The organism is Paenibacillus sp. ALE3 (assembly GCF_054113405.1).
In genome coordinates this window covers 771,814-788,268 of the sequence record NZ_CM134214.1, presented here as the reverse complement: position 1 = coordinate 788,268, position 16,455 = coordinate 771,814, and the positions used below count along the sequence as shown (strand labels likewise).

19 protein-coding genes are annotated in these 16,455 nt (G+C 46.7%); 5 read left to right on the top strand and 14 right to left on the bottom strand.

What is annotated here, in order from left to right:
• Positions 1-34: 34 nt before the first annotated feature.
• Genes ACXHJ2_RS03610 through ACXHJ2_RS03585 form a run of 6 tightly spaced genes read right to left on the bottom strand, consistent with a single transcriptional unit; the run spans position 35 to position 4,317 of the window.
• A complete protein-coding gene (locus ACXHJ2_RS03610; RefSeq protein ID WP_185156517.1) occupies positions 35-1,111 on the bottom strand; it encodes a hypothetical protein in 1,077 nt (358 codons plus the stop codon).
• Positions 1,104-1,349, bottom strand: coding sequence for an acyl carrier protein (locus tag ACXHJ2_RS03605; protein ID WP_013372785.1), 246 nt, complete (start codon positions 1,347-1,349; stop codon positions 1,104-1,106). The genes ACXHJ2_RS03610 and ACXHJ2_RS03605 overlap by 8 nt, the downstream gene beginning before the upstream one ends.
• Positions 1,350-1,366: 17 nt before the next feature.
• On the bottom strand, positions 1,367-1,498 hold the full coding sequence (locus ACXHJ2_RS03600) for a hypothetical protein (protein ID WP_457874579.1): 132 nt from the start codon (positions 1,496-1,498) through the stop codon (positions 1,367-1,369).
• Positions 1,480-2,742 (bottom strand): preATP grasp domain-containing protein, encoded by a 1,263-nt coding sequence (locus ACXHJ2_RS03595; protein WP_457874577.1) that lies wholly within the window; start codon positions 2,740-2,742, stop codon positions 1,480-1,482. The genes ACXHJ2_RS03600 and ACXHJ2_RS03595 overlap by 19 nt, the downstream gene beginning before the upstream one ends.
• Before the next feature lie 56 nt (positions 2,743-2,798).
• Positions 2,799-3,992 (bottom strand): radical SAM/SPASM domain-containing protein, encoded by a 1,194-nt coding sequence (locus ACXHJ2_RS03590; protein WP_013372787.1) that lies wholly within the window; start codon positions 3,990-3,992, stop codon positions 2,799-2,801.
• Positions 3,993-4,038: 46 nt separating this feature from the next.
• Positions 4,039-4,317 (bottom strand): acyl carrier protein, encoded by a 279-nt coding sequence (locus tag ACXHJ2_RS03585; protein ID WP_013372788.1) that lies wholly within the window; start codon positions 4,315-4,317, stop codon positions 4,039-4,041.
• Between the two features lie 363 nt (positions 4,318-4,680).
• Here ACXHJ2_RS03585 and ACXHJ2_RS03580 point away from each other — a divergent pair, with 363 nt between their 5' ends.
• The 3 genes from ACXHJ2_RS03580 to nagA are packed head-to-tail and all read left to right on the top strand — an operon-like array spanning position 4,681 to position 7,501.
• Positions 4,681-5,547 (top strand): MurR/RpiR family transcriptional regulator, encoded by an 867-nt coding sequence (locus tag ACXHJ2_RS03580; protein WP_165081673.1) that lies wholly within the window; start codon positions 4,681-4,683, stop codon positions 5,545-5,547.
• A 2-nt stretch (positions 5,548-5,549) separates the two neighbouring features.
• Positions 5,550-6,278, top strand: a complete 729-nt coding sequence (gene nagB, locus ACXHJ2_RS03575; RefSeq protein ID WP_165081671.1) for a glucosamine-6-phosphate deaminase — start codon at positions 5,550-5,552, stop codon at positions 6,276-6,278.
• Positions 6,275-7,501: an N-acetylglucosamine-6-phosphate deacetylase gene (gene nagA / locus ACXHJ2_RS03570; protein WP_165081669.1), complete on the top strand. Its 1,227-nt coding sequence runs from the start codon at positions 6,275-6,277 to the stop codon at positions 7,499-7,501. Before nagB ends, nagA begins: the two co-directional genes overlap by 4 nt.
• A gap of 95 nt (positions 7,502-7,596) precedes the next feature.
• On the opposite strand, the gene ACXHJ2_RS03565 is transcribed toward nagA, so the two are convergent.
• Complete coding sequence (locus tag ACXHJ2_RS03565; RefSeq protein WP_165081667.1) at positions 7,597-8,580, bottom strand: YhcN/YlaJ family sporulation lipoprotein; 984 nt, start codon at positions 8,578-8,580, stop codon at positions 7,597-7,599.
• A gap of 194 nt (positions 8,581-8,774) precedes the next feature.
• Between ACXHJ2_RS03565 and ACXHJ2_RS03560 the strand changes: the two genes are divergently transcribed.
• Positions 8,775-10,355, top strand: a complete 1,581-nt coding sequence (locus ACXHJ2_RS03560) for an esterase/lipase family protein (protein WP_165081665.1) — start codon at positions 8,775-8,777, stop codon at positions 10,353-10,355.
• Between the two features lie 117 nt (positions 10,356-10,472).
• Here the strand turns inward: ACXHJ2_RS03560 and ACXHJ2_RS03555 are convergent, their stop codons facing one another.
• From ACXHJ2_RS03555 to ACXHJ2_RS03545, 3 genes are all read right to left on the bottom strand, one after another.
• On the bottom strand, positions 10,473-11,132 hold the full coding sequence (locus tag ACXHJ2_RS03555) for a hypothetical protein (protein ID WP_165081792.1): 660 nt from the start codon (positions 11,130-11,132) through the stop codon (positions 10,473-10,475).
• Positions 11,133-11,209: 77 nt separating this feature from the next.
• Complete coding sequence (locus tag ACXHJ2_RS03550; protein WP_230493740.1) at positions 11,210-11,350, bottom strand: hypothetical protein; 141 nt, start codon at positions 11,348-11,350, stop codon at positions 11,210-11,212.
• A gap of 23 nt (positions 11,351-11,373) precedes the next feature.
• Positions 11,374-11,736: a sigma-70 family RNA polymerase sigma factor gene (locus ACXHJ2_RS03545; RefSeq protein WP_165081663.1), complete on the bottom strand. Its 363-nt coding sequence runs from the start codon at positions 11,734-11,736 to the stop codon at positions 11,374-11,376.
• 187 nt (positions 11,737-11,923) lie between these two features.
• Here ACXHJ2_RS03545 and ACXHJ2_RS03540 point away from each other — a divergent pair, with 187 nt between their 5' ends.
• Positions 11,924-12,127 (top strand): hypothetical protein, encoded by a 204-nt coding sequence (locus ACXHJ2_RS03540; protein WP_013372797.1) that lies wholly within the window; start codon positions 11,924-11,926, stop codon positions 12,125-12,127.
• A 74-nt stretch (positions 12,128-12,201) separates the two neighbouring features.
• Here the strand turns inward: ACXHJ2_RS03540 and ACXHJ2_RS03535 are convergent, their stop codons facing one another.
• Genes ACXHJ2_RS03535 through ACXHJ2_RS03520 form a run of 4 tightly spaced genes read right to left on the bottom strand, consistent with a single transcriptional unit; the run spans position 12,202 to position 16,389 of the window.
• Complete coding sequence (locus ACXHJ2_RS03535) at positions 12,202-13,140, bottom strand: DUF4340 domain-containing protein (protein WP_165081661.1); 939 nt, start codon at positions 13,138-13,140, stop codon at positions 12,202-12,204.
• Complete coding sequence (locus ACXHJ2_RS03530) at positions 13,137-14,528, bottom strand: GldG family protein (protein WP_165081659.1); 1,392 nt, start codon at positions 14,526-14,528, stop codon at positions 13,137-13,139. The genes ACXHJ2_RS03535 and ACXHJ2_RS03530 overlap by 4 nt, the downstream gene beginning before the upstream one ends.
• Positions 14,529-14,533: 5 nt before the next feature.
• Entirely contained in the window at positions 14,534-15,256 is a 723-nt protein-coding gene (locus tag ACXHJ2_RS03525) for an ABC transporter permease (RefSeq protein ID WP_013372800.1), read from the bottom strand.
• Positions 15,253-16,389 (bottom strand): ABC transporter ATP-binding protein, encoded by a 1,137-nt coding sequence (locus tag ACXHJ2_RS03520; protein WP_165081657.1) that lies wholly within the window; start codon positions 16,387-16,389, stop codon positions 15,253-15,255. Before ACXHJ2_RS03520 ends, ACXHJ2_RS03525 begins: the two co-directional genes overlap by 4 nt.
• Positions 16,390-16,455: the final 66 nt, after the last annotated feature.

The following is a 16,455-nucleotide window of genomic DNA, read 5'->3' as shown; positions in this document are numbered from 1 at the left end:
GATGAACGCGTCTGATACAACTGAAGGCTTTTGACTACTCGGCTGCTTGCTCTGTCAAAATCATCAGTTCTTCCAGCATATGACGCTGTCTTTCAATCAAATGCAGAGCCCGTTCTGTAATCTCAGGCATCCGATGCTTGCGCAATTGGAGTCCTGTTTTGTAAATATGCAGATTAAGCTTGTGCCAATCCGCGTACAACGCCTGTGCCAATTCAATGATATGCTGTGCTTGCGGCCCCAGCGTAGCTTGATGCAGCAGGCAATAATCAGCTGTATAATCCGCCAAATGAAGAGCGCTGCCCAAGCGCAGATTGTAATAAATTTCATGGCAGAACGTCCGAAACTCCTGATCCTCCATGTCTTCTAACAGATGGAAGTCACCGACAAATGCCCGGTAACCCGCATCTCCCCGCTTGACATGCTGGTCTGTTGTAACTTTTTCACCCGTCACATACTGACGAATATGGTAAGCACACGCAGCATGCATCTCCCTTGGCGAAAGCGGGACAGGCTGCTCCACCAGCCATGCATACTCAATAATGCCCTGCATGAGGTCGTCGAGCCGGGCTGAGCCCACATAAGTCATCGCATGTCCCGAGGAATCGAGCAGGAAGCTATCATTCACCTGTGCCATCCGTTCTTGCAAGTCCAGTCCGTACAACTCAATCACATGACCCCTTGGGTAATTTTTCACATATACATCGTGATAGGTTAAAGCGGTGCTCGATGTGTGCAGCATCGTACCATAACCAGATGTGAGCACCCGCAACAGATCGGTTTCATTGCTGACTCCTTCGACCCACGGTTCTACTCGAATAACCGGTCCGCCACTGGCGGCCATTTCTTGAAGCTGCTCCGGATATTTCTCCGGTCCGAAGCGCTTCAAATCTCCACCATACTCCGCGCACATACTCCCACACAGCATGAACAGCTCGGCTTCGGCCATGTTCACCCCATACCTCTGTAATGAAGTACGCAGGGAAGAATATACACAATGCTTTCCTGGGAGAGCATTTGCGATTTCCTCTGCACTATGATCAACAATGGAATTATGACGGGTCACCATATCGGACTGCAGCATAGGTCTTGTCTGTTCAGCGCCCTTATGCATATTTGTTCAGCAGACGCTCAATGCCTTGCAGTGTAGATAGATGCTCCAGCACCAAATCGTCATCCTCCATCGTAATATCAAGCTCATTTTCCAATTCTACAATTAATTCAACAGCGGATAAGGAATTCAGGCCCAAGGTTCGCAGGTCCTGATCCGGAGTCAACTGTTCCAACTCGCCGGGAGCCAGCTTCAAAACCTTTTCCAGCAAAGGTACTACATGGTATACGTCTGTTTTCATTCTCGATTCCCTCCTATTTATGAGCATCCTAATCCAGCAATGATACCTTCCAATTTGTGCGCATAAGCATCCGCTTCCTGCCAACTGTCTGCCAAAATAAGTGTGAAAATCCGGTTCACATAGCCCCGCTTTACAGGAATGCCAGACAAGGTACCCCCGTATAAACAAATACCCCTTCAGGCCGTTCGGGTGTATAGAGCAAGCCTTCCTCCGCCAGCAACCCGCACAAACGGCTGTAGGTGAGAGGTGTAGCGGTCACGTTGCGGTAATAACGGGACAAGGTCTTATGCCGTTCTCCCAAGACAGAGGACAGGAACGAGATGTAAGTAGACAGGGTAAATCTGCCATTAATCTCGATCACCGGAATCAGCAAACCATCTTCGTCAACAAAACCGTCAATGGAAGCCATTCCCGTATACCCGATGGAATAGAGATACGTTCCCAACTGATAAGCACATCGTCTCACTTCTTCCTCCAGCGTCTCGCCAATATCAGCGGGAACCTGGGAGCCGATATATACTGTACCGTCTACGTTTTGCCTTTTTAGCGAAAACATCGTCACCCCACCGCCCTCGTCAATGCAGAGCTGGTAGTTTAGATCCATTTGCTTATTGTGCCAGCGCTCCACTAGCCAGCCGCCAGAAGACGATGACGAGCCGCCAAAGCGTCTCATCACACTCAGCAGCGTGTCCAGCTTGGACAGCTCGTCCAGCATATACATGCCTTGTCCCGAGGCCCCGTGTGGCTGCTTGATAATCAGCTTCACAGGCTCGTCCGATAAGCCAGCCAGTCTCTCACATTCTCTGCGAATTGCCGCTTCGTCTGCACATACAGCGCCTTCGCTGACAGCAAAACCAAGCTTTTGTGCGGTCAGACGGCTAAATATTTTATCATTCACCTGGGCGCATACCGCAGATGGAGCACCGATCAACTCCAGCCCACAACGCTCCGCAATCGCTTCCTCCTGCGGTGTGACCGCATAGGGTACGAGCCACGCTTTGGCTCCGCCGCTGCTATGGCCTGCATCCGCAACCGCACGTAGTCGTGCCAAAAGTGCGTCATCCGCCAGTACTAACTCTGAAATCGGCGTTAGCGGATCAGAAGGCTCTGGCACCTCAATACGCGGCAGGCTGAAACCTAACCGCTGAAGCATGTCCAGAAATGCCTCATCCGGCTGTTCACGGAGTACAATGACATCCTGACTTCGGCATAGCAGGAGATTCATTTCCTCCATCCGGTTTACGACCTGCTGTTCATCCCGGTCTACCATGCCCCCCTTCCGGGGGGATGGATGCCACACTTGCTCTGCGCCGATATTAAACAGCCAAATCAGGACCCCATGATCCCGTTCATGAGCAAGTGCTTCCACAAGGTTAATCGTTTTAGTCGTCACGTCTTGTCATCATCCCTCTCTCTTCCATCTAGTAGCAAACAATATTCCATAGGAAACTAAATGTATTTCAGAGAGCCTGCCCCATGCAGATACAGCACACTGCATTTGGAGCACACCGGCGTCAATCCTTCATGATTAATCTTTTGACGGGTTTTTTCATACGCATCCGAATTCCATATTTCCTTCAGACTGTGCTCACGCAAACTTCCAATCGTGAACTCACTGAAAAATTTGCAAGGCATAACCTTTCCGTCTGGTAAAATATCTGTTCTGGAGGTGAGCGCCAAACAATGATTGGAACAACGGCTGACCATTTCCTCGCCATGTATAAATTTATCAATTTCCTCATAATCCAAGCCGGGCTGATAACGCACGCGAATGTTCCATACCCGCTCATTGATCCGCTGTAATTCCTGCATCAGAGGGTCGATATTAGCCGGGTTGATTTTATATTTGAAAGCATGCCAGCTACTAATATTTTTTTCTTCAAGTTGTCGGAGCCAGGAGAAATTACGTGTAAAATATTCATCCATTTTAAAGGAGGTTTCTTTGGAAATGTACCAGGGGAACGTTAGCAGCACCAGATCCAGCCTCTTGTCCTCCAGCATTTGCAGAAATTCGTACATCCGTCCGATCATGTTATCGTTAATGACCGCATGGACAGTTACCCGTCCCTTGTACAATCCCTGATCGCGAAGTTCAATCAGCTTATCCATCTGCCGCATTGTTTTTTGAAAGGTGCCTTTACCGCGTATTAAATCGTGTTCTTTTTCAAAACCCTCAATCGCTATTAACAACTCCAGATTTTCGGACAAATCCAAAATCCGGTCCAAATATTTATCAATGAGTAGTCCATTTGTACAAAAGGTCATTTCACGCCGATCTTCCGCCAGCACGTCCAAAATTTCATCAAAGCGCCGGTGAAACATCGGTTCGCCACCCCACATGTACAGTCTGGACTTCACTTCCTTCGTTTCGCTCAAAATCTGCCGAAGCATATCCGGGGCAAGATCCATATTCTGTTCTTCTTTATCCATTTGGTGATGATAGCCTTCCTCGTTCCATTCAAAGCAGTGTGTACATCTTAAGTTGCAACGGTTAGTCAGCTTAATACCGATCGTCTGGGGCATGTCCGTTTTGAAAGCCGGATCCTGTGTTGCGTTACGATAAGACACGGAAGCGTTTTTCAGGTTACGCTTGATGAGCTTGAAAGCCTTCTCATCAATCAGCACATTGCTTTTGGGCTGCATGCAAACACCTCGTTTAATGGATTTTCAGGCAAAGTCTACCCTGCGTTCAGACTGTCTCCATACCTTCCGGGTGCGACACTTGCTCCGCATCGCTAATTCCTTGAATGTAACTGCAAAACGCATCTACTGAACGGAGATGTTCCAACTCAAAGGAATCAAAATCAATCTCCACATCAAATGCATCCTCCACTTGCAGCATGAAATGAACCAACTGCAATGAATCCAGTCCCGCATCATGAATAATGTCCGAATGTCCATTCAGCTTAGCGACCAATTCAGGATCTTCCTTGACCGCGCTGATCATTTCAATCACTTGGCTTTGCATAGCAAACTCCTCCTTGTGAATGAGATCCTACTCTTCCGTCCAACGATACCCTTTGAAAAGCTCCTAGTAAAATTCCTTGATTGGAACTATATTCAATTATACTCCTCCATTGAAGAGACAAGTCAATAGGTTGTTTTGTAAGTAAAAGTCGCAAAATGTAAATTAATGTATGATAACTTCTACAAATTTTTCTGCATTTATTATTCATTTATAGAAGCTACACTTGAAAGTGATCAGCCTCTCCCCTCTTGTATGAAGTGCGTAATTATTTTACAATATACACGAAAATATTTTTCTTAATTTCATTTAATTAAATGATACTTTTTTTCACAAAAGCATTATATAGCTAAAGGAGCACAGCTCATGTCCCCCATTCTTCATACATTATCCCATCGACTGGAGCAGTTGCCTGTACAAGAGCGTAAGCTGGCGGAATCTATCCTGCAAGCCCCGGAGGATGTGCTGCATCTGGGTATTCGGGAACTGTCAGAGCGTTGCGGTGTGAGTGCCGCAACCGTTACACGGTTTTGCAAATCACTACATTTTAAAGGGTATCCCGATTTCAAAATGAAGCTGGCCGCCGAGTTGTCCCATTCCAACCTTACAGGTGAAGAATCCTATCAGGACATTGTGGCTGGAAATTCACTTTCCCGTATCGTGCAGGCTATTCAGGCAAACCATACGGCCTCCATTGCAGACACGACCCGGTTGCTGGATTTGGGCAAGCTGGAGCAGGCCATTGCATGGCTGTCAGCCACAAGCCGTATTGATCTCTATGGGATGGCGACATCCTCGATTGTGGCACAGGATTTTTACCAGAAGCTGATCCGTATTGGCAAGAATAGCACCGCCTTCGCAGATTCTCACATGCAGATTACCTCTGCCTCCTCGCTCGGAGTGGAGGATGTGGCCTTTGCCGTCTCTTATTCAGGAGAAACCCAGGAGACCATTGCGGCTCTACGCTGTGCAAAGGAACAGGGTGCCAAAACATTATCCCTGACCTCCTTCGGAAACAATACGCTGGCAGGCCTTGCGGATATTGCGCTATTTTCCTCCTCATTGGAGGAAGGAATGCGACGTGGAGACATGGCCTCCCGCATCGCCCAGCTTCATATTATAGATATCCTGTTTACAGGTATGGTGAGCGCGAATTTTGACAAATATATTCCGAGATTGGAAGGTTCATATCAACAAGTGAGTAAGCTTAAAAAACAACCAGGGGGGCACTAAAGATGAACATTCGCATTTTGAACAGCCGTGAAAACCTGAACGCTACTGCTGCCACTGTGATCGCCAGCTTGCTGCTGTCCAAACCACAAGCTATGCTGGGCTTGGCCACCGGTAGTACGCCGATTGGCATTTACCGACATCTTGCGGATATGTACTGCAAGGGACAGGTGAGCTTTGCTCGCGCCTACTCCGTGAATCTTGATGAATATGTTGGTCTCTCCCCAGAACATCCGCAGAGCTACCGAAGCTTTATGAATGAGCACTTGTTTCAGCATATCGACATTCCCATACCTCATACACGCGTCCCTAACGGGAATGCCCTAAATCTCACAGCAGAATGTGCAGCGCACGAGCAGGCCATTCTGGATCATGGACCTGTGGATCTCCAATTGCTTGGCATTGGTCATAACGGCCATATCGGCTTTAACGAACCCGGTCACAGCTTGACCGGAGCCACACATGTTGTAGATTTGAAAGAAAGAACGCGCTCAGCGAACGCCCGATTTTTTGGCGATATCAATGCAGTGCCCAGACAAGCAGTGACGATGGGGGTTGGCACCATTCTTAAGGCGAAGCAAATTATGCTGGTGGCCTTTGGCGCAGAGAAGGCCGACATTATAAGGCAGGCTTTAACTGGACCCGTCACAACGGAGTGTCCGGCTTCCCTGCTGCAATGCCACCCCAACGTGCTTATTTTACTGGATCAGGAAGCAGGAGGATGGCTCAAATGAAGTCAGATGAAATGAACGGTAACATACCCCAGCTATTGTATGGCCAAGTCGTCGTTGGGAATGACATCATTCCCAACGGAGTTGTCATCATTGAGGGGCAATCCATTGTATACGCTGGTTCAGAGGAGGATATGCCCGTGGACTGGACCTCATTGGTCTTAGGCAATCCTGAAGAAGTTGCCACACAAGCGGCGAATGTTGTTCGTCAGGAGGAGGGGTACCTGCTGCCAGGCTTTATTGATATTCATGTTCACGGCGGTAACGGTGAGGACTTTATGGACTCTGATCCGAGGGTGCTGGATGCAATCACCTCTTTTCACAGTTCGCAAGGAACGACGGCTATGCTGGCTACTACTATGACCGCGCCCAAGGAACGAATTGACCGGGTATTAAAAGAAGTTCACACATACATGGCATATCCCATGCCCCATGCTCAGTTGGAGGGGGTGCATCTGGAAGGACCTTTCATTAGTCCGAACTGGGCAGGAGCACAAAACCCGGAACATATCGTGCCTCCGAACCTCGCTTGGATGGCAGAATGGGAGCAGCGCTATCCGGGCCTTGTTCGCCAGGTCACACTTGCGCCTGAACAAAAAGGCGCCCTTGAACTCATCGCATGGCTGCGTAGCCATGGCATTACCGCGGCGCTCGGTCATACGGATGCTACGTATGAAGAGGTTGAACAGGCAGCATCGGCGGGCCTGAACCATGCCGTGCACACTTTTAATGCCATGACTCCGCTGCATCACCGCAAGCCAGGAGCTGCGGGAGCCGTACTCGCTGATCCACGCATTGAAGCAGAAATCATCGCAGATGGCATTCATGTGCATCCTGCTGCTATTTCCCTGCTTGCCAAGTTAAAGCAGGACCATAATCTCATCCTCATCACCGATGCCATGTCAGCCACCGGGCTGGAAGACGGTCATTATACACTCGGCGATTTGCCAGTGATTGTACAGGATGGTGTCGCACGACTGGAGGATGGGGTCACTTTGGCAGGAAGCACACTAACGATGATTGAGGGCTTCCGTTATCTAGTTCAACATGTAGGCTTGAGTATCCCCGAGGCATCACAAATGGCCAGCCTGAATCCGGCTCGATCCCTGAACATAGCTGATCGAACAGGCTCACTTGAAGCAGGTAAACAAGCAGACGTCTTGTTGCTGAATGCCGACTTAAATCTGCAAGGTGTATGGATTAAAGGAGTGCGCAAATCGTTATAGTTATATAATCCCCGCAAAAGAAAGAGCTATTCCATCAGCGTAACTCGCCGAGATGGGATAGCTCTTTTTGGGATATTCACAATTAAGGGTTTGAATTAGCGATGATTCATCGGTGCGGGCGTATTATTTTGTGGACGTGTTGGTGTTGTATTTTCCATTGGACGGTTTGTATCAGCCGCCGAAGTCGGGAATACACGTTCAATCACATCCACCATTTCATTGCTCAAGCCTCTGATCGGATGACCATTTTGTACACTGCGTGTAAAGTCAGAGGTTTGTCTAACAAAGTCCGGGTTAGCCGATACATGCACCTGTTCAATGGAAGGTGCAAATTGCTTAATCTTGTTAGCAATACGGCTCTTGACTGCATCAGTTGGTTCATATGCAGTTCTTGCTCCCTCGATGGTGTTGTTGCCGTTATCTGTGCGATTGTTGTTGTCCGTCAAGCCACGCAACATACCGTACGAGCCTGTACCCATTGTTCCGTACAAACCGTCATCACGACGTGCAGGTGTTCCAATCCCGGTAACACCATTGTCTGTCATTCCAGGCGTTGTAGTACCCGTAGTACGGTTTCCTCTAGTACCATTAACACCATTCACACTCGGTACATTCCCGTTACGCCCTGTATTATTAGCACTCGGAGTACCGTCAATGCTTGGAGCACCAACACCCGTTCCGTTAGCTTGGTCTTTCAAGGAAACGGCTACATAGGCATGTCGTTCACCAACCAATACTGTCGCAGACTTTACATCCGGCATCTCGGATATACGTTTGGACAAGTTGCGATCGACTTGCAGATTACGGATTGGATGTCCGGTTCTGTTACCATTTTCATTCAATGACATCCCATCCATACCGTTGGATTTAACCCCATAACGATTCACACCATCCATACGGTTTACACCATCTAAACCATAACGATTCACACCATCCATATGCTGTGTGCTTTGCGCGTTATAGCGTGTACTGTTCGTACGAACGTTATGATCAGCATTTCCACACCCGGTTAAAGCAGCCATGCTGGCAAGTAAAGCAGCTGAAATCGTAAAACTGATGACTTTTTTAGTTCCTGGCATGAACTCATCCTCCATACATATAAAATGTGTGACGAGATTAGCATGCGCCATCAATCTTAGGGATATCCTGACTAAAAAATGACTGAAAAAATAAAATTTTAATGTAAATATGAAATAGAATTGATGATTTACCACAAGATGGCATGTATAATAAGTTTGAAATACTTAATTTTACAAAAAGGAGGATTTACAGTTTGAAGAAGCTCACCGTTTTGATGCTCATTTTTTTGTTATCCGTCACTCTTATCCCCGCCGGTGCTTTTGCAGGCTCCACTACACCTGAAGCACCGAAAGCTCCCGCCGGAAGCTGGACAGAAGGCCCACCACCTAATCGCGTTGATCCTACCAAACCCGCACTATTGTTTGTACATGGTTTGAACAGTAGCGCCGAAGTGTGGACCAAGAATAATAATGATATGCTTCAGCAAGCACGTGACGCTGGGTACCAGACGGCCACCATTAATTTGTACGATGCGAATGGCACATCCCAGGATATGTGGGACAATGGCAAGCTTCTAGCCGACAAAATCAAAGTCATTAGTAATCATTTCGGAAAAAAACTCATCATCATCGCCCACAGTAAAGGTGGAGTGGATACTCAAACCGCTCTCGTGTATAACGGAGCAGCTCCTTATGTACAACGTGTCATCACCCTCAGCAGTCCCCATCATGGTTCACAACTTGCAGATCTCGCCTACAGCAGCTGGGCCGGATGGCTGGCAGATATCGTCGGCTCACAAAATCCCGGCACCTCTACATTACAAACATCTTATATGAAGTATTTCCGAACCAAAACGGATGCACTCAGTAACGCGACTACAATTCCATTCTTCACGTTTGCTGGTGATAACTGGTCTGGCGGCACTGCTTCCTACATACTGGGTGGAATGTATCTCTCATCCTTCGGCAAAAATGATGGAGTGGTCACAGTCGACAATGCTAAGCTTCCCGGCGGACGTGTAGTTAAAATCGGTTCCTGGGATCATGCCAAGGTTCGTACCGGTTCTTACGTCTTCTCCCTGATCCTACCTTACCTCCAAGCGAACACTCCAGCATTGAATAAGGAAACTGAGGCATTTTCAGCAGCGTCTTCCCTGACTGCTTCTGCTGTACAATCCACCTATAACGAGATCGATAATTCATATTTTATTCGAGGCGGCGATTATAATGGAAAAGCCTCCGAAACCCTCACGGTTGAAAATGGTGTCCAATCCATTGATCTGGACTGGATCAGCGATAAACGTGTAAGTCAGCTTGAGCTGACCAAACCTGACGGTACTAGCGAATTGCTTAATGTGAAAGCAGGTCGTGATGAAGAAATCTTTGCTGGTGCCTGGCATCATAGTGCAGTAGTTACCAATCCCCAACCAGGCATCTATAAGTTGAACGCCGTAATTCCTGATCATGGTGCATATCTCCTGATTGCACGCTATCATGCCGCTCAGGTCCCTGAGCTCAAATACAATCTAAATGCAGTGGGCCCGAGACTAAATCTGAAGTCCCAGGATTCCCCAACCAGCGTTACACAAGTCACTTACCAAGTTCAATACTATGGTGATCCGCAACAAGGAATGACTACAGCGTCCAAAGGTCTGACATTGCAGCAAAAAACCGTTACTCCTACTGGGCAAATTGAGCTTTCCAAAGCGGACAAGCCAGGCATCTATTCCGTAACCTATGAAATTAACGGCACCACAGCAGCAGGATATCCTTACCGCCGTACAGCAGTTCAATCCATTTATATTGACGCTGACGGCAACAAGTATGTTGACTAAATAAATCTACAACCTAAAAAGCCTGCAAACACCTATCATAGTGTAGGCGTTCGCAGGCTTATTTATTATTCCAAACATCTTTTATAGAGAAATTACAGTGTAATCCATGTATTGTGTTCAATCCGTTGTCTGCTTCCTCAGTTTATGAAGCCAATAATAGCGGTGCAGCTCCATAATAAAATGAAAAAGAACAAATGCAAGCATGGAGTATACACACATCAATACTGTAGCAACGAATTGTTGTGTAGCAAATCCGAGGGAAAGATTGGCTATCAAATAACCAGCCCCGGTAAATGTGGTCATTGTTACTACAGCTTCTCGCTTGTGTCTTTTCTTCACTTTTGGTTCTTTCTTATAATTTGAAGGATTTTTGAATTTCGCCAGATGATATTTGATATAGCAGTACAAGGCGATTCCATAAGCGGCAAAAGAACTTATAAAATACCATGGAGTACCCAGACCCAACATACCATAAGCAAACTTTTGTGTCATAATCATGAAGCCAATAGAGCATACCAAACCAAATACACCACGGAATAAAACATAATTCAACTGCAATTTGCGTGGCATTATGACCAGTACAAGCGCCCAAATATTAATCAGAACAATCGGTGGCATCAGCACATAAACATAAACTGCAATGTAGGGATTTCCTATTAAGGGAATAGTCAAAAACAGATCTAACAGCAATAAAACAAGAATGATAACATTGGAGCGAATACTGTTAACTGGATACAACTTCATATTTTTTTCGAATAAAGCCCTGCTATCACTCATAGAACATATAAGCCCTCCGTCACATAAGTTAAACCTACCGATAAGGATAGACAAGACTACATCCATTGTCCACTTTTCTATATCTCTGTCTTCAGCTCTTGACGTAGTTCTTCAATAAAATCAACCACGATACTTTGAACAGCATCTTCACGGGACATACGTATATACCGACTCGTCCTCTGAATGTCTTCCTCGAACAAATAAAGTATCCTGCTCATGGCCTCCTGATCCCCACTTTGTGCTAATTTGAGCCATTGGACGAACTCAGCATCCGAAATAACTCTTTGAGCATTTTCTTTTTCCATTTATTCACCGCCTGTTGGGATAGCTTTAACTCTTTTGCAATCTGTGCTTCGGTTTTGTCTAGTATGTAAAGGTCAAAGATGATCATTTTTCCGATCTCAGAAGATAGAGAGTTGATAAGTTGTAGTGTGTACATATTAGAGTTTGCAGATTCTGTAAAAGATGGAGCGATGACAGTTTCGTTCTTTTCCATTACAAATTCATGATTGGTTTGTACCCGAGCACGATACTGGATTCTCCAAGCAATGCGGTACAACTTCTTTCGGTATTGTTCGACCAATGTTAGATGAGATTTTTCCAATATAAATCACCCTTTCTCTTTGGATTTGACTTTTTCTAAATCCTCATATTATAGGGTAATTTGCAATTCTATTTTACAACCAAAACAGAACGCTTGTTCTTATTTATTATACTATTTTTACAATCAGTTGTATATGGTTCTTTTAATTTACCTTCCTTTATATATGGCTAAAAAGGAGGGAAATACATTGCAGATGGATGATGCTCTTTCTCTGGTTACCAACGTAGGCTTTCCGGCTGGACTTTGTTTTATTTTATTGCGGCACATCCTGCACACGATGGAGGAAAAGTTGGATAAGCTGGATCTCTCACTTCATGAGCTGATTCAGGTCATCCAAGATTTAAACGACAATAACAGCCCTTCTTCCAAAAGCAGCAAGCCTGATGAATAACGAACACAAAGAAGCTCCACACGACGATTATTCGCCGTTGGAGCCTCTTTGTTCAGCTATTATAAATGTAATGATTATTGGCTAGCCTTAGCCTGGTCATGACCACTCTGTTCAGCACGGTTCACATCAGATGCGGACAGGCCATAAGCCCAGTTGCTTTGTGGCGGTACAACCCACACGGTATCTGGATCATCGTTAAGTGTCCAGCCCTGATAGACCAGCTGGGAATCTTCCTTGCTCAGCGATATGCTCAGCGTAAAGCGGTGAACAGGCTTGTTCAGCTCGGAGGCTTTGCGCAAGGCCTGACTGCTAGCCAGGTTTTTGATTTGCTGTGAAAGGGAAGTTGCCGTATCACCGGCTACTGACTTGCCGTTTAGCGTCCAAGATGCGGAAGCACTATCTCCAGTTCCACTGCTACCGGAGGATCGGAGCATCCATGAGGCATTCTGGCCTTCCCACTCTATTCCGCTCAGCTTGGTATCATCCCAATCAAACGGCGTTGTATCTGTAAAATCATCAGCACCCAGCAGCAAACCCGAAAGCGTATCTATAGGTACGGAAGCTATCTCTTTTTGGTCTGATAGTACATAGACAGCATCTCCGGAAGGCAGCGTTTCACCGAAGGCAAAGGTACGAACATCACCCTTCTTGGTCTTAATCTCAATCTGGTCATTGGTAGCGCTAATTCCATATTTGGCTACGTCTGTGGGGGATGATTCCACGACACCACCCATCTTTACATTTTGAATCGCAGCTAGCCAATTGTCTATTGTATATTGATTTAACGGGTAAGATCGTGGCTTACTCATGCTCCATTTGCCATCACGTTGATTAAGTTCCACTGACTTGCCGTCCTTTCCAGTGATCGCAAAAGACGTAATATCTCCTTGCGTAAGCTGAACGAGCTGGCGAGCCGCCGGGGCTTGTTCACGAAAGAAGTTTTGGCTCTTGGCATAGATTATACCCGCTCCCAATACAACTAGCAGCAGCACTGTGGGTATCCATTTTCTCATGCACTTTTTCGCCTCCACCATAATAAGATTCCGATCACCGCGAACAGCAGCGGCAATCCGACGACAGATATGGCCAATACCGTTTTCGCTTGTGCAGCAGTTAAATAAGCTACCTTAAAATCCTGCTCCTGACGAGGACGAATAGTGAGTCCATCAGAGTGTTCCTGCACATAATTCAAGCTATTCAGCACAAAGTCTCGATTCCCTCCTGTGCTGATCTCCGTGTCGCTTAGAAGGGCTGACGTTCCGAGAATAACCGCTTTGGGCTTGCCGTCTTTCCCTTCTACCGCGTAACCGAGATCAAGCGGACCCTGTGGGTCCTTGTCATCCTTCTGCGTTTCATTGTTCAGCAGTCCCTGGATATTCGTTTCGCCATAGCTTGCTGCAGAAGTTTTCATCAATAGCGTCGTCTTCCAATCCTTCTGCTCTCCTGCCTGCAAAGCAATAGACAGCGAAAGAACAGGATATAGATTAGAGGCCGCCAGTTTATCAGTAATCGCATGACTGCCAAAGGTAGGAACCGTCCATAGAGGGCCCAGCGTATTCGTCTGTTCCTGATCCACCACGATAGCATGAGTATCTTTCACTCCATAATCAGCCGCTAATGCGTCAAGATTTTTCCAGTTGGACCCCATGTTCGGGTGAAATCCTAACGCCATAAAAAGCTTTCCACCATCATTCAGATACGTACGAATACTTTTCAATTCCGTCGCGCTAATATCCCGCTCTGGTCCAACAATAGCCAGTACAGACGCATCTTTGGGCACACTACCCGCTTGATTAAGCTGAACTTCCTCTGTTTTCACATTATCTTGCGCCAATGAGCTGCTTAATTCGGTCATTTGGGACAAAGGAATTTCCTCATGCCCTGTCAGAAAAACCACTTTTCCTTGACGGGTAGATGACAATGCCAGCAGTCCACTAGTCAGCTTTTCTTCCCCTGTAAATTGGTATGCCCCTTCACCACTCCCCTGGGCTTGCGTAAATAGGCTTCCAATATCTATAACCCGCTTTTTCTCTCCCTGCACCAGCACAATGGAGGCTGCAGTAACACTATACTGCTTAGCCAGTATCGGTTCCTGATTCAAATCGTATTGCTCGACTTTGAGCTTCTTGTTACGCTTGGCATATTCATTCAGCATATCCGTAACATCCCGGTTCAGCTTCTGATTCTGCGAAGTAGATACGGTAAAGGCAATTAATCGTACGTCTTCCTTTACACCCTGAATGGTCGTCAACGTCTGATCAGACAGCGTATACTGCTTGCCTGCCGTCAGATCCAGTTGAAAGCCTCCCAGCGAGCGCAGAAATAACGTCAATAGAATAAAAATACCTACAGCAGCAATTGATAGTACCATACTATTGGTATGACCCAGCCATTTTTTCATATTCATTACCTCCACCGTTTCCGTTCAACCACTTGGATGCTAAAAAGCAAAAAGAGCGCAGCCACCGTCACGTAGTACAATACATCGGCTCCATTCAGCAATCCTTTGGTGAAACTATCAAACCGTGCAGTTAGTGAAAAAGGTTCCAGCCACTGCTGCAGCGCCGCAGATGCGCCCGTTTGTCCACCAAACGAATCCAGCATCCAGAACACGAGTAGAAGAATAAAACTGACGACCGCTGACATCATCTGATGCTGTGAAAGCGTTGATGCGAACAAGCCGATTGCCATCATGGCTGCGCCAAGCATAAACAGGCCGATCACGGATGTAAATACCAGCGTCCAATCCAGCGTCCCATAAAAGGACATCACGACCGGATACGCCAGGCTGCACAGTACCAGTATGAGCAACATGCCTAGCGATGCCAAAAATTTACCCATCATAATTTCCGTTACACTCACAGGTGAGGTAAGCAGCAGCTCATCCGTACCCTGCCTGAATTCCTCTGCAACCAGCCGCATCGTGAGTAATGGGACAACAAACACCAGCATGGACAATGTATCACCGAGTACCAGCCGATAGTCCAAAATACTAGGCTGATACATCACAAAGTTCGTGTAAAATAGTAACCCCGTCAGCAGCATGTACACCGCAAGCGCAAAATACGTCGTTGGGGTCCATAGATAGGCTTGCAGCTCCTTTTGACAGACTGCGAACAAACGCCTCATGACCGATTACCTCCTGTATCCTTGTCTTCTTCAACCTTGTTATCGCTGGCCGAGGCTTCTCCATGATCCGCCGTGATGACCGTTGCTTCATTCTTAGAGGTATGTAGATCATGAACCGCTGGATCGCCGCCCTGACCTTCTTCCGTCTCGCGAGTCGTTAACTGCTGGAAGATATTTTCCAAGCTTAGGTTTTCTTTTTTCATTTCCAAAATCGGAAGCTTCGCATCCGACAGCACAAAAAACAGCTCTTCGCGAAAATCCTCATCGGAAGCTCCTGTAAGCAACAAATCGGTCAAATCCTGCTCTGTGGCAGTCAGCTTCGTATTCACTGATGGCAGAGTATGCGCCAAAGATTCAACTTGTACTTTTCCCCAAGCTCGTATAACATCCATTACCTGCTCACGCTTGCCTTTGACCTCCAGTTTCACCTTGAATCCGTCTTCCATCGAACCGCCGAGCGCGTCAGGACGCCCGTCCATGACCAGTTTCCCTTCGTGAATGATCAGCACCCGATTGCACAAAGCATCCACCTCGGGCAAAATATGCGTGCTGAGCAATACTGTATGATTTTCACCAATCTCCTGAATGAGCTGACGAATCTCTAAAATCTGATTGGGGTCTAAACCCGAGGTCGGTTCATCCAACACTAATAAATCCGGATTATGAATAATTGCACCTGCCAGCCCCAGACGCTGTTTGTACCCTTTGGACAAGCTACGGACCAATTGTTTTTCACGTCCATTCAGGCCCAGCCGGGAAATCATCTCCGAAATACGCAGCTTCTGCTCTCTCACAGGCACGTCCCGAATACTAGCTACAAACTTTAAGTAGGATCTTACAGACATATCCCCATACAAAGGGGGCGTCTCCGGCAGATAACCGATTTTGGAACGAGCCTGTCTGCCTTTATCCTGAATCGGGATACCATCAATCGTAATTACTCCCTCGTTTGGCTGAAGATATCCTGTAATCATGCGCATCGTGGTCGTTTTACCCGCACCATTTGGCCCCAAGAAACCAACAATTTCACCGCGCTGCATTTCAAAATCCAGCTTATGTACGCCCCGGTTGCCCTCATACCACTTGCTCACCTGCTGCACTTTGAGCACATGTTTCACCCTTTCTTTTATCATATTGACAAATCATTTCGAACTACACACATATCAAAAGAATTTCATAGCGAAAGATCGGAAGACCAA

Excerpts from the sequence above, each read along its gene's own strand:
- ACXHJ2_RS03610 (WP_185156517.1), bottom strand. The coding sequence starts at position 1,111 with ATGCATAAGGGCGCTGAACAGACAAGACCTATGCTGCAGTCCGATATG.
- ACXHJ2_RS03605 (WP_013372785.1), bottom strand. The coding sequence starts at position 1,349 with ATGAAAACAGACGTATACCATGTAGTACCTTTGCTGGAAAAGGTTTTG.
- ACXHJ2_RS03590 (WP_013372787.1), bottom strand. The coding sequence starts at position 3,992 with ATGCAGCCCAAAAGCAATGTGCTGATTGATGAGAAGGCTTTCAAGCTC.
- ACXHJ2_RS03585 (WP_013372788.1), bottom strand. The coding sequence starts at position 4,317 with ATGCAAAGCCAAGTGATTGAAATGATCAGCGCGGTCAAGGAAGATCCT.
- ACXHJ2_RS03580 (WP_165081673.1), top strand. The coding sequence starts at position 4,681 with ATGTCCCCCATTCTTCATACATTATCCCATCGACTGGAGCAGTTGCCT.
- nagB (WP_165081671.1), top strand. The coding sequence starts at position 5,550 with ATGAACATTCGCATTTTGAACAGCCGTGAAAACCTGAACGCTACTGCT.
- nagA (WP_165081669.1), top strand. The coding sequence starts at position 6,275 with ATGAAGTCAGATGAAATGAACGGTAACATACCCCAGCTATTGTATGGC.
- ACXHJ2_RS03565 (WP_165081667.1), bottom strand. The coding sequence starts at position 8,580 with ATGCCAGGAACTAAAAAAGTCATCAGTTTTACGATTTCAGCTGCTTTA.
- ACXHJ2_RS03555 (WP_165081792.1), bottom strand. The coding sequence starts at position 11,132 with ATGAGTGATAGCAGGGCTTTATTCGAAAAAAATATGAAGTTGTATCCA.
- ACXHJ2_RS03550 (WP_230493740.1), bottom strand. The coding sequence starts at position 11,350 with ATGAGCAGGATACTTTATTTGTTCGAGGAAGACATTCAGAGGACGAGT.
- ACXHJ2_RS03535 (WP_165081661.1), bottom strand. The coding sequence starts at position 13,140 with ATGAGAAAATGGATACCCACAGTGCTGCTGCTAGTTGTATTGGGAGCG.
- ACXHJ2_RS03530 (WP_165081659.1), bottom strand. The coding sequence starts at position 14,528 with ATGAAAAAATGGCTGGGTCATACCAATAGTATGGTACTATCAATTGCT.
- ACXHJ2_RS03525 (WP_013372800.1), bottom strand. The coding sequence starts at position 15,256 with ATGAGGCGTTTGTTCGCAGTCTGTCAAAAGGAGCTGCAAGCCTATCTA.
- ACXHJ2_RS03520 (WP_165081657.1), bottom strand. The coding sequence starts at position 16,389 with ATGATAAAAGAAAGGGTGAAACATGTGCTCAAAGTGCAGCAGGTGAGC.